The sequence below is a fragment of the Kineobactrum sediminis genome, from assembly GCF_002868715.1.
In the GTDB taxonomy this organism is placed as follows: domain Bacteria; phylum Pseudomonadota; class Gammaproteobacteria; order Pseudomonadales; family Halieaceae; genus Kineobactrum; species Kineobactrum sediminis.
Genome location: NZ_PKLZ01000008.1, coordinates 398,653 through 415,121, shown reverse-complemented (window position 1 = coordinate 415,121; position 16,469 = coordinate 398,653). Strand labels below are relative to the sequence as shown.

The window sequence follows — 16,469 nt, the reverse complement described above, 5'->3', positions numbered from 1 at the left end:
ATGGCGGTTCCGGAACTGATAGGCGCGGGTATTGCCGGCTTCCTGGCGTGGCTGTTTGCGGTAGCCGGCTGGTATAAACTGCGTAACCCCGGCCAGTATCGCGATCTGATGTCCCGTTACCTGCGCGGCGTATCCCTGAGTGAGTGGCTGGTGTATCCGCTTGGAGCCATGGAGCTGGCAGTGGCGTTTGCCCTGTTGCTTCCGGCTACGCGCCCGCCGGGTGCCTTGATGGCGGCAGTGCTGCTGGGTTTTTATGCCTGCCTGATGGCCTGGCAATTGGCGCAGGGTCACCGTGATCTGCGCTGCGGTTGTGCCGGACCGGCCTCCGAAGTGCTGGTCAGCCCTGCCCTGGTGGCGCGCAACCTGTTATGTATGGCTGCCGCGGGTGTCGTGTTGCTGCCATCGGCGTCCGCTAGTGCAGGTTCGGCCGGCATGGGGCTGGTGCTGTTTATCGCGGTTTTTCTCACTGTGCTGTATCTCTGCAGCGAACAACTGATTGCCAACAGGCAGAAAATGGCCGGGAGTAAGTAACTATGGAGCTACTGATAGTATCGAATATCGTGCTCTGGATTGGTTTTGTCGCGATGGTACTGGTCAATCTGGCACTGGCGCGGCAGATAGGCGTGCTTTACGAGCGGGTCGCACCTGCGGGTGCCCTGATGCTGAACCAGAAACTGCGGGTGGGTGCCCCGGCACCTGAACTCGCCGTGGCTACCATTGACGGTAAAGTGGCCACCCTGGGTGGTAAGGGTGATAAAAAGTCCAGGCTGTTGTTTTTCCTGTCACCGGATTGCCCAATCTGTAACGAATTGACGCCGGCCCTGAAATCCGCGGCCCGCGCGGAGGCAAACTGGGTTGATGTGACACTGGTCAGCGATGGCGATGAGCAGGATCATGTCGGTTATATAAAGCGCAAGGAGCTGGACGGGTTTCCCTATGTGGTCTCCGAACTGGTCGGCAAGACCTACGGCGTGTCCAAGTTACCCTATGGCGTACTGATCGACGAGCACGGCGTGATTGCCTCCATGGGAATCATTAATTCCCGCGAACATCTTGATAGCCTGTTTGAAGCAAAAGAACACAAGGTGGCGTCGATCCAGGAGTACATGAGTAAGCGCGAAGCAGTGCAATATGTCGAGGCGAACCAGGTAGAGGCAGACAAGGCATGAAATTTCTTGATCAATTATTTGAACAGCGCAGCCGGCAACTCGCCCAGCACAGTTCCCGACGCGGGATGCTCAAGGGACTGGGCGCCCTGTTAGTTGGTGGAGCCAGTATCCCCCTGTTACCGGTCGCGCGCGCGGCTGCCCAGAGCCCTGGCCGGCCTGTTGAAGAAGGCGACCCCAGCAGTTGTGACTACTGGCGTTACTGCGCTATCGACGGCTTTCTGTGTGATTGCTGCGGTGGTACTGCCAATACCTGCCCGCCGGGGACCGAAATGTCACCGGTCACCTGGATAGGTACCTGTCACAATCCCGCAGATGGCCGTAATTATGTCATCTCCTATAACGATTGTTGCGGCAAATCTTCCTGTGGCGCCTGCCTTTGTATGCGCGACGAGGGTGACCGGCCCATCTATCGTCCCGATAAAACCAATGATATCAACTGGTGCCTTGGCACCAGCAGTGCGGCCTATCATTGCTCCACTGCAATCGTCGTTGGTTTGGCATTCGAAGAATGAAACCGGGTTTACTACTGGCACTGCTTCTCTGCTGGTCGCTGCCTTCCCTGGCGACGACCGGCAATAGCGGCCGGGTGGTTTTTGATTACCAGATGAATTGCCAGGGTTGCCACACACCCGATGGCTCGGGTGCGGGCAGCGTACCGCGCATGAAGGGCCACGTTGGCATTTTTCTGCAAAGCCAGGAAGGGCGCGAGTATCTGGTACGAGTGCCCGGGTCGGCGACGTCAGCGCTGAACGATGAGCGTCTGGCGGCGGTACTGAACTGGATTCTTACCGAGTTTTCCGGCGACAGCATGAACTCTCCTTTCAAAGCCTTTAGTGCAGAGGAAGTGGGTCGTCTCCGGCAGAGTCCCCTTAAGGAAGTGGAGCAATACCGGCTAAAAGTCTTGCGGGACCTGTCCAGTATGTCCATGAATGAGTGATTTGATATGAAAAAGCGCATAGTTGTTCTGGGTATAGCGTTGGTCGCTGCTCTCGCAAGTGGTATTTCGGTTGCGGAGACTCCGGACCAGGCGCAGGTGTGTGTGGCGTGTCATGGTGAGGGGGGGAAGTCGACCAACCCCCTGTGGCCCAATCTGGCGGGACAGAACGCGGGCTATCTGGCCCGGCAGATTACTGCTTTCCGTGAAGGTGAGCGCAAGAATCCGGCAATGGCGCCATTTGTTGCACCACTGACTGATGCCGACATAGCCATACTGGCGAGCTATTTTTCATCCCAGCCCCTGGCGATTTCGGCAACCGGTGATGCCAGCGAGATCGAGACCGGCAAGTATCTCGCGGGATATTGCTCAGCGTGTCATGGTTATGCCGGCAAGCCCGCTACCAACGAGTGGCCGATTCTGGCAGGCCAACACGCGGCCTATCTGCGGCAGCAACTGCTGGCCTACAAGAGCGGGGAGCGCATCCACCCCCTGATGCAGGCCGCTATCAGCAAACTGGGTGAAAAGGAGTTTTCCGCCCTCGCAGCCTATTACAGCCAGTTGCAGCCCTGAATGCACGCAGCGGGCCGCGATGAGTCGGATGGGCGCTGAAAACGCCGCTGCTGAAGCGCTGCACCGGGTGGTTCAGCGTGAGCTGGAACCATCGCTTTCCCCTCGCTTTGTTGCCTATGTCCGCGATTACCTGCTGGATCACGGCATCACTCCCGAACCGGTGTTCCGCCAGTGCGGCATTGTCTCCAGCCGCTGTGAAGAACTGGATGTCGGGGTGCCCGCACGGCAGATCGCCAGCCTGCTTGAACTGGCAGCGCAGGAAAGTGGCAACCCCTGCATGGGCCTGCACATGGCCCAGCGTTACCATTATGAATCAGCCAGCCTGCTGATCCTGGCAATGCTTGCGGCGCCTTCGGTGGCCGATGGGATTCGCTGCCTCTGTCACTATGACCGCTACGTCGATACCGCGATCGAAATCAATTTCGATTTCAGCAAGTCGCTGGCTGAGTTCAGTTACCGGGTGATAATTCCCGAGGGTGTGCAGGTCAACCAGTTGAATGAGTATCTGCAGGGATTTCTGGTCCAGGCTCTCAACACTGCCACGCGGATACCGGTACCCATCAAGCAGGTCTGTTTCAGCCACGACGACGACCAGAATGCGATTGCACTGGAAGCGTTCTTCAAGGCCCCGGTGAAGTTTTCCTGCACGGAAAACAGGCTGTTCTTTGATCGCAGCTATCTGCAGGAGCGCTTTCATACCAGCCACAGCCTGCTGCACGAAATTCTCGTCAACGCGATGAAGACCTATTTTGTCTCCGCGCAATCCGGTAATGGTTTTGTCGACATCCTCTGTCGCGAGATTATCCGCTGTGGCGCTGATGAATCCGCTACCCTGGAAAAGATTGCGGAACGGCTTGCCATTTCCCCGCGCACCCTGCGCCGCAGGCTCTCAAGCGAGGGCCGCAGTTTTCAGGAGGTCAAGAACCTGGCTCGTGCCAAGCGCGCCAAGTACTACTTGCGGCGTACCACCATGCCACTCGCCGAAATCGCCTACGAACTTGGGTTTTCCGAGCTCAGCGCCTTCAGTCGTGCCTTTCGCTCCTGGGTCGGACAGGCGCCCCAGGCCTACCGCGCACAGGGCGCGTCACCGGCCGGCGAATAAAACACGGCTGCGCGCATGGGGATGGCCTTTGGTCAACCCTTTGTCCTGTTCTGTCAACGGGTGCCGGAGCTCGCGGCACTAAGATCAGTGGTTCCGACACCGTTCCCGGAGCCCGAAATGAAACGACTGATAAAAAACCGGGCGAGCGCGATTGCAGGAAGCCTTCTGGCCATGACTGCACAGCTCTCCGCCGCCGATGCTACGATCACCGCCGCTGATACAATCTATCTTAATGCGCACATCTACACCGTAAATCCGGACCGGGTCTGGGCCGATGCCGTTGCCATCCGCGACGGGCGCTTTGTTCACGTGGGCGATAGTGCAGGCGCGGATGCCTACCGCGGCCCCACCACGACGGTGATTGACTTACAGGGCGCCATGGTCATGCCCGGTATCAATGATGCCCATGTGCATGCACAGCGCGGTGGGGTGAAAAGCCTCTATGAATGCAATTTTCCGTTTTCCTCTACACCGGAACAGATCGCCCGGCGAGTGGCTGACTGTGTGGCCAGCAATCCCGATGCTGTGTGGATACGTGGTGGACAATGGGACAGCGGCTTCTTCGATACTCACCAGATCGATTCACCGCGGGAGCTTCTGGATGCGGTCTCGGGTGACAAGGCCGTACTGCTCAACGACGACAGTAACCACAACGGCTGGGTCAACAGTCGCGCACTGGTATTGGCCGGTGTCGACCGGGATACGCCGAATCCTGCCGATGGAACCATCGTCCGCGACCCCGTGACAGGAGAGCCCAATGGTTTGTTGCTGGAAGGCGCGGAGCAGCGTGTCTCCGATCTGTTACCGGAATGGCGAGACGAGGAGATGCTGGCCGGCGCTCGGGAAGCCTTGCGTATCGCCAACGGCTTTGGCATCACTGGCCTTAAGGAGGCCTATTCAGAGCCTCGCGCGATGGCCGCCTTTCAGGCGCTGGAAAGTGCAGGGGATCTCAGCGTGCATCTGGCGCTGGGAATCCAGACACCCTACGGTCACCGTAGCGAGCCTCTGGACTACGCGGCAATCGACGAGCAGCGCGATCATTATGCCAGTGCGGGTTTGCACACCGCTTTTGTGAAAGTGTTTATGGATGGTGTACCCACTGCGTCGCGAACCGCCGCCATGCTGCAACCCTACACGCCGGAACATGCACATGCCACGCCTCACAGGGGACTCCTGCATCTCGACCCGGCACTGTTGACCCGGGACCTGGTTGAACTGGACAAACGTGGCTATACGGTCAAGATCCATACCGCCGGTGACCGGGCCGTGCGCGTGGCTCTCGATGCCATCGCCGCTGCGCGGACCGCCAATGGTGACTCCGGTTTGCGCCACGAGCTGGCGCACGCGGGTTATATCGACCCGGAGGATCTGCCGCGTTTTGCCGAACTGGGCGCCGTTGCCGACCTTTCTCCCTACCTCTGGCATCCCTCGCCGATTATCGACTCCGTAGTGGGGGCCGTAGGTTCGCCAAGAGGTGGCGAATATTTCCCGGTCAGGAGCCTGCTCGAGGCCGGCGCCCCGGTATTGGCCGGTTCCGACTGGCCGGCTGCGGTTGAGACCATTGACCCCTGGCTCGGTATTGAGGCCCTGGTCACCCGGCAGGACCCGCGCGGGCTGTTTCCGGGCAGCTTCTGGCCCGAGCAGGCCATCAGCCTCGCAGATGCGCTGCGGATCATGACTCTCGACGGGGCCAAAGCCATGCGCCTGGATCACATGACCGGCTCGATTGAAGTCGGCAAGTCGGCAGACATGGTTGTGCTCGACCGAAATCTGTTTGCCATGGAGTCGCAGAACATCAGTGATATCCGGGTACTGAGCACCCTGTTTGCGGGCAAGATCGTCTACACCACAACCGGCACGGAGCAGTAGTTCCGCGCTGCAATTGACACATTCAATAATCATTTTTTCAGGGGAACCATTATGAAAGATACACATCGGCTTATGCGATTCCAGCGTCGCCAGCTTAGTGCTGCGGTGATGCTGGCAACACTGACGATTGTCGCTCCAGTTGCCAATGCCCAACTTGAAGAAGTGATTGTTACTGCGCAAAAGCGCTCCCAGAGCGCGAATGATGTGGGCATTACCATCAATGCCTTTACCGGTGAGCAACTCCGGGACTTCGGTGTGCTGACGACGGAGGATATAGCCTTGCTCACACCCGGTCTGACGGTGAATGAAACCGCAGCCACCGGCGTGCCTTTGTATACCATTCGCGGCGTCGGCTTTCAGGATTACTCCACGGCGGCGTCCTCCACAGTTGGCATCTATTTTGATGAAGTTGCCATGCCCTATACGGTAATGACCCGGGGTCTCGTCTTCGACACCGAGCGAGTTGAAGTTCTGAAGGGCCCACAGGGCGACCTCTACGGTCGCAATACAACCGCCGGGCAGATAAATTTCATTAGTAACAAGCCCACCGAGGAGTTTGGCGCGGGTGTCACCGCAAGTTACGGCAGCTACTCCACCTGGGACCTGGAGGGCTTCGTTACCGGCGGCAACGACCGCGTCCAGGGCCGGCTGGCCTTCAAAACCCTCCAGTCCAGTGAAGGTTGGCAGAAGAGCGCAACCCGCGACGATGAGCTCGGGGAAAAAGATGCGACTGCGCTGCGTGGTATCGTCAATTTCGATCTCAGCGACACCGTGCGCCTGATGTTGAGTGCGCACTACGTCAAGGACGAATCCGACAATAAGGCGAACACGGCCTACAGCGGTGCTCCATTTGGACTTGGCGAGTTCAGTAGCCCCTATGCACCACTGAATGAGTACCTCCTGCCCACCGGTAGCAATTTCGGAGAGACTCCACCCTGGTATTCCAGCGGTGACAGTGAAGTTGCCGACTGGACCAACAGTTACACCAGTCCCATTACTGGCAAGACCTTTGATATTCGGCCTCAACGGGACAACGAACTGACCGGGTTTGCAGCTCACCTGGAGTGGGATATTGGTGCTGTGACCCTGACCTCGGTCACTGGCTACAATGAATTCGAACGCGAGGAAGCCAACGACTGGGACGGTGGCTTTTACAATGATTCCAGCAACATCAACACCACCGACCTGGAAGTGTTTTCACAGGAACTGCGTATTTCGGGTGACACTGGAAAACTGAGCTGGATTGCGGGGCTGTATTATTCCAGGGATGAAATGGACGAGTACTATCATTACTTCATGTCCGACTCGGTATTCGGGCTTGGTTCCATTCCCTGGGGCGTGGATCTCTTCGCCGCAACCCCGATTCTGGAGCTGGATACCAAATATTCCCAGGAAACAGAGTCCGTCGCCGCGTTTGGTCACGTCGAGTGGCAGTTCACCGAAGCCTGGCGGCTGACACTTGGGGCGCGCTACACCGAAGAGGACAGGGATTGGGCCGGTTGTACCTTCGTCGCCGAAGACGGCAGCCTGGGGAACTTTCTCAACGCCAGCTTCGGCTCCAGCCTTAGCCCGGGTGACTGCGGCACCATCAATGATGACCCGGCTTCGCCAGACTATATCTTCGCGGTCATCGGCACGCCGCGGGTTAACGATGCTTTCCAGGTGTATGAGGATACGATCAGCACGGATCGCTGGATGGGTAAGTTGGGACTCGATTACGCGCTTACTGAGGACGTTCTGCTGTATGGCATGATGTCGGTGGGTTTCAAGTCTGGCGGCTTCAACGGGGCCAACTCCAATACCACCCAACAGCTCACGCCCTACGACGAGGAAAAGCTGACCTCCTATGAAGTGGGTGTAAAGGCGACACTGCTGGAGGGCCGGATGCAACTCAACGCCGCGACCTTCTTCTACGACTACGAGGACAAGCAGGAACAGGATATTGCAGTAACTTTTGTTGGCAACATCGCCGGCCTGACGAATGTGCCCGAGTCCGAGATTACCGGTGCCGAGATCGACCTCAAGTGGCAACCACTGACCGGTCTCAACGTTAATCTGGGCGTGGCCTGGCTGGATACGGAAGTGACCAGATGGAATGCAGTTGACCCCCAGCAGAGTAGCTGGCCGGTGACAGTGCGGCGCGATGTTTCGGGTATCGAGCTGGCCCAGGCGCCACAGTGGTCCTACGTGGGCCTTGTCAGCTATGAATGGCCATTGGCCAACGGCCTGGTAATGGAAGTGGGGGCTGATGTCAGTTTCACCGATGAAACCACGGGCGGTGTTGCCCCCGAAGATGCGACCGAGGATTACACCCTGTTCAATGCCCGTCTGGGAGTCGGTTCCTCCGATGGGCAGTGGCGGACCCTGTTGTGGGCGCGCAACCTCACGGATGAGGACTACTACCCGGCAGCTTACACGGGTGGTAATGGTCCGTATGTGCGCAGCTACGGCATGCCCCGAACCTACGGAGTCACGCTTAACTATAACTTCGGGCAATAGGGCGCGGGAAAATGGATGTAGCGGAATACCTGCAGTATGACGGGTTGGGGCTGGCGGAACTGGTGCGTAAGCGCGAGGTCAGCGCGGCGGAACTTGCCGAGTGCGCGCTGATCCTGGCTGCAGACTGGAATCCCAGGATCAATGCCCTGGTAGAGGTTTTCGATGACGTCGATGCCATTGTGGCGGAAGTGCCGCCGGCTGCGCCCTTGGCCGGGGTGCCGTTCCTGATCAAGGACCTGGTGCTGCAGGCTGCAGGCCGGCGCTCTGAAATGGGCTCCCGACTCGGCGAAGGCCTGGAGGCACCAGCTGACTCTGATCTCATGGCCCGCTTCCGGCAGGCGGGGTTGATGACTCTGGGGCGGACTGCGGTACCAGAGATGGGATACAACTGCGCCACCGAAACCGTGGCCTGTGGTGCGACCCGCAATCCCTGGAATGTATCGCGCAGTCCCGGTGGTTCCAGTGGCGGCAGTGCCGCCGCGGTGGCCGCGGGGATTGTGCCGGTTGCCCATGCCAATGACGGTGGCGGCTCGATTCGGATACCAGCATCCTGTTGCGGGCTGGTGGGCCTGAAGCCCGGTCGCGGCCGGGTTCCCATAGGTCCGGGTGCCGCCGATGGCCTCGGCGGTCTGGGTATCGAATTCGTGCTCACCCGCACGGTGCGCGACTGCGCGGCCATGCTGGACACGGTGCAGGGTCCAGGCATCGGTGATCCCTATGTTATCGCGCCACCGGATCGGCCCTATGCGGAATCGCTGCTGCTGCCTGCCGGTTTGCGTATTGCATTTACCGCAAACTCTTGGTCGGGAGTCCCGGTTGATCCCGCGATTCGCGCTGCCCTGGAGGCTACCGCAAGTTTGCTGGCAGGCATGGGGCACCAGGTGGAGGAAGGCGCGCCGGCACTGGATGGGGACCGTTTTGCCCAGGCCAACACGGATCTCTGGTCCGCCCACATCGCCCACTGGGTGGTGGATATCTGCGCCGCCACTGGGCGCAAGGCCGACGCTGATAGCCTGGAGCAGGCAACGCTGGCAATTTACGAGCACGGCTTGCGCCTGTCGGCAGTGGACTTGTTACACGCGGAGGACTATTTCAACCTGGTCAGTCGCGACTTTGGTGATTTTTTTACCCATCAGGATATTCTGGTGACACCAACGGTGGCACAGTTGCCCTGGCGTATCGGTGAGCACGCATCTGCCGGAGGCAATTACACGGCGCGCAGCTGGACCGATCACGTCTTCCGCGACGCCCCTTTTACCGCAGTATTCAATGTCACCGGGCAGCCGGCTATTTCCCTGCCCCTGGGGCGCAGCGACAGCGGCCTCCCATTCGGTATTCAGTTCGCCGCCCGTCAGGGTCGCGAAGACCTTTTGCTGGCGCTGGCCGCAAGCCTGGAACAGTCCCACCCCTGGCCGCAGTTCGCGGACCAGCCCCAATCCCACTTCCAAACACGGAGGTAACGGCATGCAAGCCGCTACTCGCAAGACGGGCTTCGTCGCCCACGAGCTCTACATGTGGCACAACACTGGCAACTACGCCGGGCCGATGCCCTATGGCAATCCGGTACAGCCGGACACACACGCGGAAAATCCGGAAACCAAACGCCGCTTCCGCAATCTGCTGGAGGTGGCGGGATTGACCCAGCAGCTCCACACTATTGCACCGAGAAAGGCTACTGAGGAGGAGATACTGCGCTTTCACACCCGTGAGCACCTGGAAAAGGTCAGGGCGCTGAGTGCAGATGTGGGTGGCGACGCCGGCCCTTTTACGCCCCTGGGCCGAGGCAGCTATGAAATTGCCATTCTGTCGGCGGGTGGTGTGCTGGCAGCGCTGGAGGCCCTCATGGCGGAGGAAATCGACAATGCCTACGCCCTGGTGCGACCCCCGGGCCACCATGCTCTAGCGGATATGGGCATGGGCTTCTGCCTGTTCGGTAATGCGGCGATTGCCGGCTTTCACGCCTTCGAGCGCTTTGGGCTGGAACGCGTAGCCTTTGTCGATTGGGATGTACACCACGGCAACGGTACCCAGAGTGCCTTTTACGAGGACCCGCGGGCGCTAACCATTTCCGTGCATCAGGACAATTGCTTTCCGCCGGACTCCGGTTACCGACACGAGAATGGCTCCGGCGCCGGAACCGGCTTCAACATCAATGTACCGCTGCCTCCTGGTAGCGGTGTCGGTGCCTATGAGGAAGCCTGGGACCGGGTGGTCATTCCCGCGCTTGACCGTTTCAAGCCGCAGCTGATCATCGTGCCCTCGGGTTTCGATGCCGGCGCCTACGATCCCCTGGGACGAATGCAAATGCACAGTGACGGCTACCGCAGCCTGACCCGCAAGTTGCGTCATGCCGCTGAGCGTCATTGCGACGGTCGCTTGTTGATGTGTCACGAGGGCGGTTACAACACCTGGACCGTGCCCTTTTTCGGACTTGCGGTGATGGAAGAGCTCAGTGGCGCCGTGACGGGTACAGTCGATCCCTTCATGGAAATGCATGCGGCTCTGGGTGGCCAGGACTTGCAGCCCCACCAGGCAGAGGCTATTGCGTTGGCGGAAGCGCTGCTGGAGAAGCTGCCGTGCCAATCCTGACGTCTGGTCTGACTTCGCCGGAGGAACCAGGCCGATGCCACGGGTAGAGTCCTTGTCTGCAGTGCAAGCCGTCATTCAGTCCTATATCGATGCCTGTGCCCGCGGCGATGTGCTCGCACTGCGGGCCTTGTTCCACCACTCGGCGATACTGAGCGGGTATCTGGCGGGTGAACTCGTGACCGGCAGCCCGGAGCCTTTTTTCACTGCGGTAGGCGCCAATCCCGCACCGCTTGACTCGGGTTTGCGTTACATTGCCCGCATTGATACTGTTCACATCGATGGTCGCATCGCCACCGCTGTATTACGGGAAACCGGGTATATGGGTATGGATTTCGTGAACCATTTTCAGTTGCTGGAAGTCGATGGCCAATGGCATATTGTGGCCAAGCTGTTCGAGTCACTATAACGGGAAGCATCCAAAGTTATGAGACCTGCCGGCCGGCGTGAGCTGGACTCCCTGTATTTCGATTATCCCACCTATCCCTTCAGGACGCCGCCAGAGCTTGCGGGCGAGTCACCCTTGCATCCGGTTCTGATTGTCGGTGCCGGCCCTATAGGGCTCGTGGCAGCCCTGACCCTGGCGCGCCTGGGTATTGCCTCGGTCGTGCTCGAGCAAAAAGATACGCTCAACGACGGCAGTCGGGCGATCTGCGTTTCCCGATACAGTTTTGAAACACTGCAGCAGCTGGGTGTTGTCGATCGCTTTCTCGCCAAGGGCCTGGGCTGGACAAGCGGCCGCTGCTATTTCAGGGACCAGCTGATCTACCGGTTCGCGATGCCGAATCCGGAGGATGAGCGTTTTTACCCGATGTACAATATTCAGCAACAGTATATCGAGCAGTTTCTCGTTGACGAGGCGGCAAAATATCCGGAGCTGATCGATATTCGCTGGCAGTCGGAAGTCAGTGGTGTTGTACAAACAGAGCATGCCGTAGAACTGCAGGTAGAAACACCAGAGGGTAGTTACAGCGCAAAAGGTCGCTACCTGTTGGCCGCGGACGGTGCCCGCAGCGCGGTCCGCAACCTGATGGACTTGCGCCTCAATGGCAAAAACCTGCCGGGGAACTACGTGATTGCGGACCTGCGCATGGAGCATGATTTCCCCACCGAGCGCAGGTCATTTTTTGAATCTTCCGCTAACCCGCAGGCTACCATCCTGATTCACAAGCAACCGGACAATATCTGGCGGGTCGACTGGCAGGTGCCTGCAGGCGCGGATCTGGAAGAGGCTGTTAGCGAGGCTACTGTGCGTGCACGGGTCGCTGATATTCTCACCATGATCGATCATACCGGCAGCTGGGAACTGGAGTGGTGGAGCATCTACACCGCCAATACGTTATGTCTCGACGACTATCGCCACAGGCGGGTTCTTTTTATCGGGGATGCTGCGCACATTGTTCCCATTTTTGGTGTGCGGGGGCTGAATAACGGTATTGCCGATGCGGTCAACGCGGGCTGGAAACTGGCGTACCAGTTGCGCGACGGCGCCGGTCACCAGTTACTCGATAGCTATACGCCGGAGCGGCGGGGCGCAACGCTGGATGTATTCCGCAACGCGGGCAAGAGTTCACGCTTCATGACACCGCCCACCCGCGGCTATGTCCTGATGCGCAAGGCGGTGCTGGAGCTGTCATTAACACAGGATTTTGTGCGCCCGTTCGCCGACCCGCGGCAGGTCCAGCCGTGGATTTATGACCAGAGCCCATTGACCTCACCGGATCAGGATTCCAGCGACTTTAGCGCCGGTCCGCCGCCGGGCGCGCCGTTACAGAATATTCGGCTGGGTAATGATGACTTTTTACTGGACTATCCTGGCCGTGGATTTAATGTGCTCTACTTTGCAGGAAAAGAGCCTGTGGATGCCGCCATTCCATCACTGGCTGAACATTTGCGAAAACTGGACCCATTACTGCGCACACTGGTGATTGGGACAGGCACCGCAGTTGATTTTGCGGGGGAATGGACTTTGCCGGATCCGGCTGGTCACCTTGCACGGACCTACGGTGCAATCCCCGGCTCGCTGTATCTGGTGCGTCCGGACCGCCACGTGGCAGGACGTTGGCGAGAAGCGAATGCCGTTGCCACTATAGCCGCCATGAACCGGGCATTGGGAGTGCCATGCGATGAATGAAACCCTCGAGTTTGCCGATCTTGAGCAGGTCTACGACCTGCTCGCAGAGGCTATTGACCAGGTTGGCCCGGAGCGGGAAACGTTATTGCTGGCCAAGCTTTCGCTGCTGCTGGCACACCACATCCCGGACATCAGCCTCGTCAGTGAAGCCATTGCCACGGCCCTGGCCAACTGCGACACCGCTGAGTCTATCGGGCGCCCTGGTCCCGACCTGTAAATTTTTTCTCCAGACCGTTCCAGCAGTTAATATAATCCTTTTGACGCAGCTCCGTAGCCAGTGCCCACGGTGTCGGCTGCATCACATAGCGTGATTCCAGCATGAAGGCGAGAGTATTCTGGTAGCGGTCCGGTACCAGCTCCGCGTTGCTTGCCTTATCGAATACGGCGGCCTCGGGACCATGGGGCGACATACTGTTATGCAGGCTGCTGCCCCCCGGGAGAAAGCCTTCTTCCTTGGCATCGTAGATGCCCTCGATCAAGCCCATATATTCACTCATGACATTGCGGTGATACCAGGGCGGGCGGAAGGTATTTTCAGCGACCATCCAGCGCGGTGGAAAGATCACGAAATCCACATTGGCAACGCCGGCGGTGTCAGAAGGGGAGGTGAGTACCGTATAAATACTCGGGTCCGGATGGTCGTAGCTCACCGAGCCCATGACATTGAAGCGCGCCAGTTCATATTTGTAGGGTGCAGAGTTTCCGGTCCAGGCGACTACATCGAGCGGGGAGTGCCCGATCGGCGCGCGATACAGGTTGCCGGCAAACTTACACAACAACTCAAAGTCACCCTCAACATCTTCATAGGCGGCCACGGGATACTGGAAGTCGCGATCATTGGCAAAGCCGTTGGCGCCGACCGGGCCGCGTTCCGGCAGAATCAGCGGCGCGCCATAATTCTCGCAGACATAGCCCCGTACCGGTCCGGCGGGTAGGTCTATGGCAAATTTCATCCCTCGGGGGATGACGCCGATATCGCCCGGCTGCAGCAGCAGGCGACCGCATTCGGTCCGCAACAGCAAAGCGCCCTGCTGGGGTATGAGCAACCACTCGCCATCAGCGCAATAGAAAAACCGGTTGCCCATGGATTGGTTGGCGGCGTAAAGATGGATTCCCATCCCGCCCTGGGCCATGGCGTCGCCGCAGGTCACGATAGTGGTCAGGCCGTCTACAAAGTCAACATCAGTCGCCGGTATCGGGAGTGGATCCCAGCGCAGCATGTTGGGTGCAACAGGTCCGGCCAAGGGCCCTGTGCATAGCTGGCCGTGATTGCCGACGTAGGGTTCATAATCCCCTTGCATGACCGAGGGGCGTATCCGGTATAACCAGCTTCGCCGGTTGCTCGCACGGGGTGCGGTAAAAGCAGTGCTGCTGAATTGTTCAGCGTATAAACCGTAGTTGACCCGCTGCGGGCTGAACCGGCCTATGGGCAGCGCACCGGCAAGGGCCTCGGTTTCGTGTTCGTTGCCAAAACCGTTGAGATACATCAGATCCGGAAGTGAGGCGTTAGCTGACATGGTGTTGGGTATCCTGAGTAGTGGCCTGGCCGGCAATGGAGAGTGCTTCCTGCAGTATCCGCTGGTCGCCAACCTGGTTTGCCAGCAGCAGAATCAGGCGGGCATTAACAACCTCGTTTTCGGTTTCACTGCGGTCACGATACAGGTTGGCCAGTGCCGCGTAAAAAGCGTCCGGGTCGGTGAAATTATTGTCAGTAATGAGTCTGCTCATGCGGGCTGCTCCTGAGTCATTGATGCGCCCAGCGCTTTATGTACTGCCTTTATGACGAGTTCGGCATCCATTTTACGCCAGCGTGCCGCGACGTGCTGGTCCGGGCGAATCAGGTACACGGTGCCGGGCTGCATATCGTAACGTTGCGCCAGTATGCCGTCCGGGTCGCCGATCTCGCCCGGTTCCGCGGCAGGGCTGGTATTCCGCGTGACACGCAATACGTCCGCCCGAATGCCGCTTGTATGCAGTTCTCTAACGGCGGTCGCCAGCGCCTGTTGCTGTTCGGTATCCCCGTCACCATAGACCAGGAGCACAAAGCGGTCGCCGAGTTTGTTCAGCAGCCACGCAGGACCTTCCGCAGTGGTAACCGGGGCATCTATACAGGCACTACCCGGGCGCATTGCGGTACTGAATACGTCAGAGTCAGCTGTATTGAGTTGGCTATCCTCATAGGTGCAGGGCGTAGACAGGCGGCCACTGTTTACCAGGCTACGGGCAAATGGGAACTCCCGCGCCAGATCGAGCACAGTATCGCGCAGAATGCGCGTGGTCCGATTTTTGGGCGTCATGAAGTCCGTTGCGCGAGTCGAGTGCAGAATGTTTTCACTTGCGCCATGCTGGCGCTCAGTGTCATAGGTAGTCAGCAGGGAGGGCGCTGCGTGTCCCTTCAATACCGCTGCCAGTTTCCAGCACAGGTTTTCCACACCCTGGAGCGCACCATTGGCGCCGCGGGCACCGAAGGGAGATACCTGGTGCGCGGCATCGCCCATGAATAATACGCGCTGGTGGATAAACGAGTCCATCTTGCGACAGCGAAACGTGTAGACGCTGGCCCATTCAAGATCCCACTCGGTCTCTTTGCCCAGCATCGCTTCAATTCGGGGCCTTATCTTTTCTATTTTCTTTTCCTCTTCCGGGTCCGCATCCCAGCCCAGCTGGAAGTCGATTCTCCAGACGTTGTCCGCCTGCTTGTGCAGCAGGGTAGACTGGCCCGGATGGAAGGGGGCATCGAACCAGAAGCGGCGTTCCGCCGGGAAATCGGCTTTCATGACGATGTCTGCAATCAGGAAACGATCTTCAAAGACCTGACCCTTGCTCTCCAGGCCAAGGGAGTCGCGGATGGGACTGTTGGCGCCATCCGCCACCAGAAGGTAATCACACGTCATGGTATAAGGGCCATCCTCTGTATCCACGACGACAGTGGCCTGTTCTGTGGAGCTGTCTACCGCGGCTACCTTGTGCAGCCAGCGCAGGTCGATAAGTGGCATCTCCATGCAGCGTTCCACCATGTACTCTTCAAAATAATACTGCTGCAAATTAATGAACGCGGGTACTTTGTGGTGCGATTCCGGTAGCAGGTTGAATTCGTAAATCTGGTCTTCATGAAAATAGACCCGGCCGAGATTCCAGGTGACACCCTTGTTTATCATGGGCTCTGCACACCCGTACCGGTCACAGATTTCCAGAGTGCGTTTTGCGATGCAAATGGCCCTGGAGCCCACGCTGACAGTGTTGTTGTCATCGAGCACGACACTGGCAACGCCGTGCAGTGCCAGGTCCATGGCTGCCGCCAGCCCCGCGGGACCACCGCCGATAATAATGACCGGATGGTGCACCGGTGATGCGGCGCTTTGATCCGGGCTTTTACGGTATGGATATTCCGGGTTGGTGTAGGTGCTCACCATTGGGCCTTTCTCCAGCATACGGGTCCGGGCGCAATGCCCAACATGACAATAGTTGCAAACGAAACAAAATATAACGCACGGTTTTCCCTCTTACAATGAATTTCCGCGTTTTAAAACGTAGTTTGGTGACCCATTCGGCCTGGATATCAGCCAGAGATAGTTCATTATGCAACTAATTTGTGCTATGTTG

The 16,469-nt window shown here is 58.6% G+C and carries 16 protein-coding genes; 13 read left to right on the top strand and 3 right to left on the bottom strand.

What is annotated here, in order from left to right; translation table 11 throughout:
- The 13 genes from CWI75_RS11690 to CWI75_RS11630 all read left to right on the top strand — a co-directional run bounded on the left by CWI75_RS11690 (position 1) and on the right by CWI75_RS11630 (position 13,083).
- Positions 1 to 531, top strand: a complete 531-nt coding sequence (locus CWI75_RS11690) for a MauE/DoxX family redox-associated membrane protein (protein WP_101521670.1) — start codon at positions 1 to 3, stop codon at positions 529 to 531.
- Between the two features lie 2 nt (positions 532 to 533).
- Complete coding sequence (locus tag CWI75_RS11685) at positions 534 to 1,169, top strand: redoxin family protein (protein ID WP_101521669.1); 636 nt, start codon at positions 534 to 536, stop codon at positions 1,167 to 1,169.
- Positions 1,166 to 1,681 carry a methylamine dehydrogenase light chain gene (locus CWI75_RS11680; RefSeq protein WP_101521668.1) on the top strand — a complete coding sequence of 172 codons (516 nt, stop codon included), beginning with the start codon at positions 1,166 to 1,168 and terminating at the stop codon, positions 1,679 to 1,681. The genes CWI75_RS11685 and CWI75_RS11680 overlap by 4 nt, the downstream gene beginning before the upstream one ends.
- A complete protein-coding gene (locus CWI75_RS11675; RefSeq protein ID WP_206604707.1) occupies positions 1,678 to 2,106 on the top strand; it encodes a c-type cytochrome in 429 nt (142 codons plus the stop codon). Before CWI75_RS11680 ends, CWI75_RS11675 begins: the two co-directional genes overlap by 4 nt.
- A gap of 6 nt (positions 2,107 to 2,112) precedes the next feature.
- Positions 2,113 to 2,676, top strand: a complete 564-nt coding sequence (locus CWI75_RS11670; RefSeq protein WP_101521667.1) for a c-type cytochrome — start codon at positions 2,113 to 2,115, stop codon at positions 2,674 to 2,676.
- A 19-nt stretch (positions 2,677 to 2,695) separates the two neighbouring features.
- Positions 2,696 to 3,778: an AraC family transcriptional regulator gene (locus CWI75_RS11665; protein ID WP_101521666.1), complete on the top strand. Its 1,083-nt coding sequence runs from the start codon at positions 2,696 to 2,698 to the stop codon at positions 3,776 to 3,778.
- A 117-nt stretch (positions 3,779 to 3,895) separates the two neighbouring features.
- Entirely contained in the window at positions 3,896 to 5,647 is a 1,752-nt protein-coding gene (locus tag CWI75_RS11660) for an amidohydrolase (protein WP_162300058.1), read from the top strand.
- A 51-nt stretch (positions 5,648 to 5,698) separates the two neighbouring features.
- Positions 5,699 to 8,146: a TonB-dependent receptor gene (locus CWI75_RS11655; RefSeq protein ID WP_101521664.1), complete on the top strand. Its 2,448-nt coding sequence runs from the start codon at positions 5,699 to 5,701 to the stop codon at positions 8,144 to 8,146.
- Between the two features lie 11 nt (positions 8,147 to 8,157).
- A complete protein-coding gene (locus CWI75_RS11650; RefSeq protein WP_101521663.1) occupies positions 8,158 to 9,606 on the top strand; it encodes an amidase in 1,449 nt (482 codons plus the stop codon).
- Positions 9,607 to 9,610: 4 nt separating this feature from the next.
- Positions 9,611 to 10,735, top strand: coding sequence for a class II histone deacetylase (locus tag CWI75_RS11645; protein ID WP_101521662.1), 1,125 nt, complete (start codon positions 9,611 to 9,613; stop codon positions 10,733 to 10,735).
- Between the two features lie 34 nt (positions 10,736 to 10,769).
- Positions 10,770 to 11,141 carry a nuclear transport factor 2 family protein gene (locus CWI75_RS11640; RefSeq protein ID WP_162300057.1) on the top strand — a complete coding sequence of 124 codons (372 nt, stop codon included), beginning with the start codon at positions 10,770 to 10,772 and terminating at the stop codon, positions 11,139 to 11,141.
- Between the two features lie 18 nt (positions 11,142 to 11,159).
- On the top strand, positions 11,160 to 12,866 hold the full coding sequence (locus CWI75_RS11635) for an FAD-dependent monooxygenase (protein ID WP_101521660.1): 1,707 nt from the start codon (positions 11,160 to 11,162) through the stop codon (positions 12,864 to 12,866).
- A complete protein-coding gene (locus tag CWI75_RS11630) occupies positions 12,859 to 13,083 on the top strand; it encodes a DUF2783 domain-containing protein (RefSeq protein WP_101521659.1) in 225 nt (74 codons plus the stop codon). The genes CWI75_RS11635 and CWI75_RS11630 overlap by 8 nt, the downstream gene beginning before the upstream one ends.
- Here CWI75_RS11630 and hmgA read toward each other — a convergent pair.
- The 3 genes from hmgA to CWI75_RS11615 are packed head-to-tail and all read right to left on the bottom strand — an operon-like array spanning position 13,055 to position 16,279.
- Positions 13,055 to 14,383, bottom strand: coding sequence for a homogentisate 1,2-dioxygenase (gene hmgA, locus CWI75_RS11625; protein WP_101521658.1), 1,329 nt, complete (start codon positions 14,381 to 14,383; stop codon positions 13,055 to 13,057). The two genes, CWI75_RS11630 and hmgA, sit on opposite strands and share 29 nt — an antisense overlap.
- Positions 14,373 to 14,594 carry a DUF2783 domain-containing protein gene (locus CWI75_RS11620; protein ID WP_101521657.1) on the bottom strand — a complete coding sequence of 74 codons (222 nt, stop codon included), beginning with the start codon at positions 14,592 to 14,594 and terminating at the stop codon, positions 14,373 to 14,375. Before CWI75_RS11620 ends, hmgA begins: the two co-directional genes overlap by 11 nt.
- The gene (locus CWI75_RS11615; RefSeq protein ID WP_101521656.1) at positions 14,591 to 16,279 is read right to left on the bottom strand and encodes an FAD-dependent oxidoreductase; all 1,689 of its coding nucleotides are present in this window, start codon (positions 16,277 to 16,279) and stop codon (positions 14,591 to 14,593) included. Before CWI75_RS11615 ends, CWI75_RS11620 begins: the two co-directional genes overlap by 4 nt.
- Between the last annotated feature and the right edge of the window lie 190 nt (positions 16,280 to 16,469).

What these genes read in the sequence shown, in the direction of transcription:
- CWI75_RS11690 (WP_101521670.1), top strand. Translation starts at nt 1, where the DNA reads ATGGCGGTTCCGGAACTGATAGGCGCGGGTATTGCCGGCTTCCTGGCG.
- CWI75_RS11685 (WP_101521669.1), top strand. Translation starts at nt 534, where the DNA reads ATGGAGCTACTGATAGTATCGAATATCGTGCTCTGGATTGGTTTTGTC.
- CWI75_RS11680 (WP_101521668.1), top strand. Translation starts at nt 1,166, where the DNA reads ATGAAATTTCTTGATCAATTATTTGAACAGCGCAGCCGGCAACTCGCC.
- CWI75_RS11675 (WP_206604707.1), top strand. Translation starts at nt 1,678, where the DNA reads ATGAAACCGGGTTTACTACTGGCACTGCTTCTCTGCTGGTCGCTGCCT.
- CWI75_RS11670 (WP_101521667.1), top strand. Translation starts at nt 2,113, where the DNA reads ATGAAAAAGCGCATAGTTGTTCTGGGTATAGCGTTGGTCGCTGCTCTC.
- CWI75_RS11665 (WP_101521666.1), top strand. Translation starts at nt 2,696, where the DNA reads ATGAGTCGGATGGGCGCTGAAAACGCCGCTGCTGAAGCGCTGCACCGG.
- CWI75_RS11660 (WP_162300058.1), top strand. Translation starts at nt 3,896, where the DNA reads ATGAAACGACTGATAAAAAACCGGGCGAGCGCGATTGCAGGAAGCCTT.
- CWI75_RS11655 (WP_101521664.1), top strand. Translation starts at nt 5,699, where the DNA reads ATGAAAGATACACATCGGCTTATGCGATTCCAGCGTCGCCAGCTTAGT.
- CWI75_RS11650 (WP_101521663.1), top strand. Translation starts at nt 8,158, where the DNA reads ATGGATGTAGCGGAATACCTGCAGTATGACGGGTTGGGGCTGGCGGAA.
- CWI75_RS11645 (WP_101521662.1), top strand. Translation starts at nt 9,611, where the DNA reads ATGCAAGCCGCTACTCGCAAGACGGGCTTCGTCGCCCACGAGCTCTAC.
- CWI75_RS11640 (WP_162300057.1), top strand. Translation starts at nt 10,770, where the DNA reads ATGCCACGGGTAGAGTCCTTGTCTGCAGTGCAAGCCGTCATTCAGTCC.
- CWI75_RS11635 (WP_101521660.1), top strand. Translation starts at nt 11,160, where the DNA reads ATGAGACCTGCCGGCCGGCGTGAGCTGGACTCCCTGTATTTCGATTAT.
- CWI75_RS11630 (WP_101521659.1), top strand. Translation starts at nt 12,859, where the DNA reads ATGAATGAAACCCTCGAGTTTGCCGATCTTGAGCAGGTCTACGACCTG.
- hmgA (WP_101521658.1), bottom strand. Translation starts at nt 14,383, where the DNA reads ATGTCAGCTAACGCCTCACTTCCGGATCTGATGTATCTCAACGGTTTT.
- CWI75_RS11620 (WP_101521657.1), bottom strand. Translation starts at nt 14,594, where the DNA reads ATGAGCAGACTCATTACTGACAATAATTTCACCGACCCGGACGCTTTT.
- CWI75_RS11615 (WP_101521656.1), bottom strand. Translation starts at nt 16,279, where the DNA reads ATGGTGAGCACCTACACCAACCCGGAATATCCATACCGTAAAAGCCCG.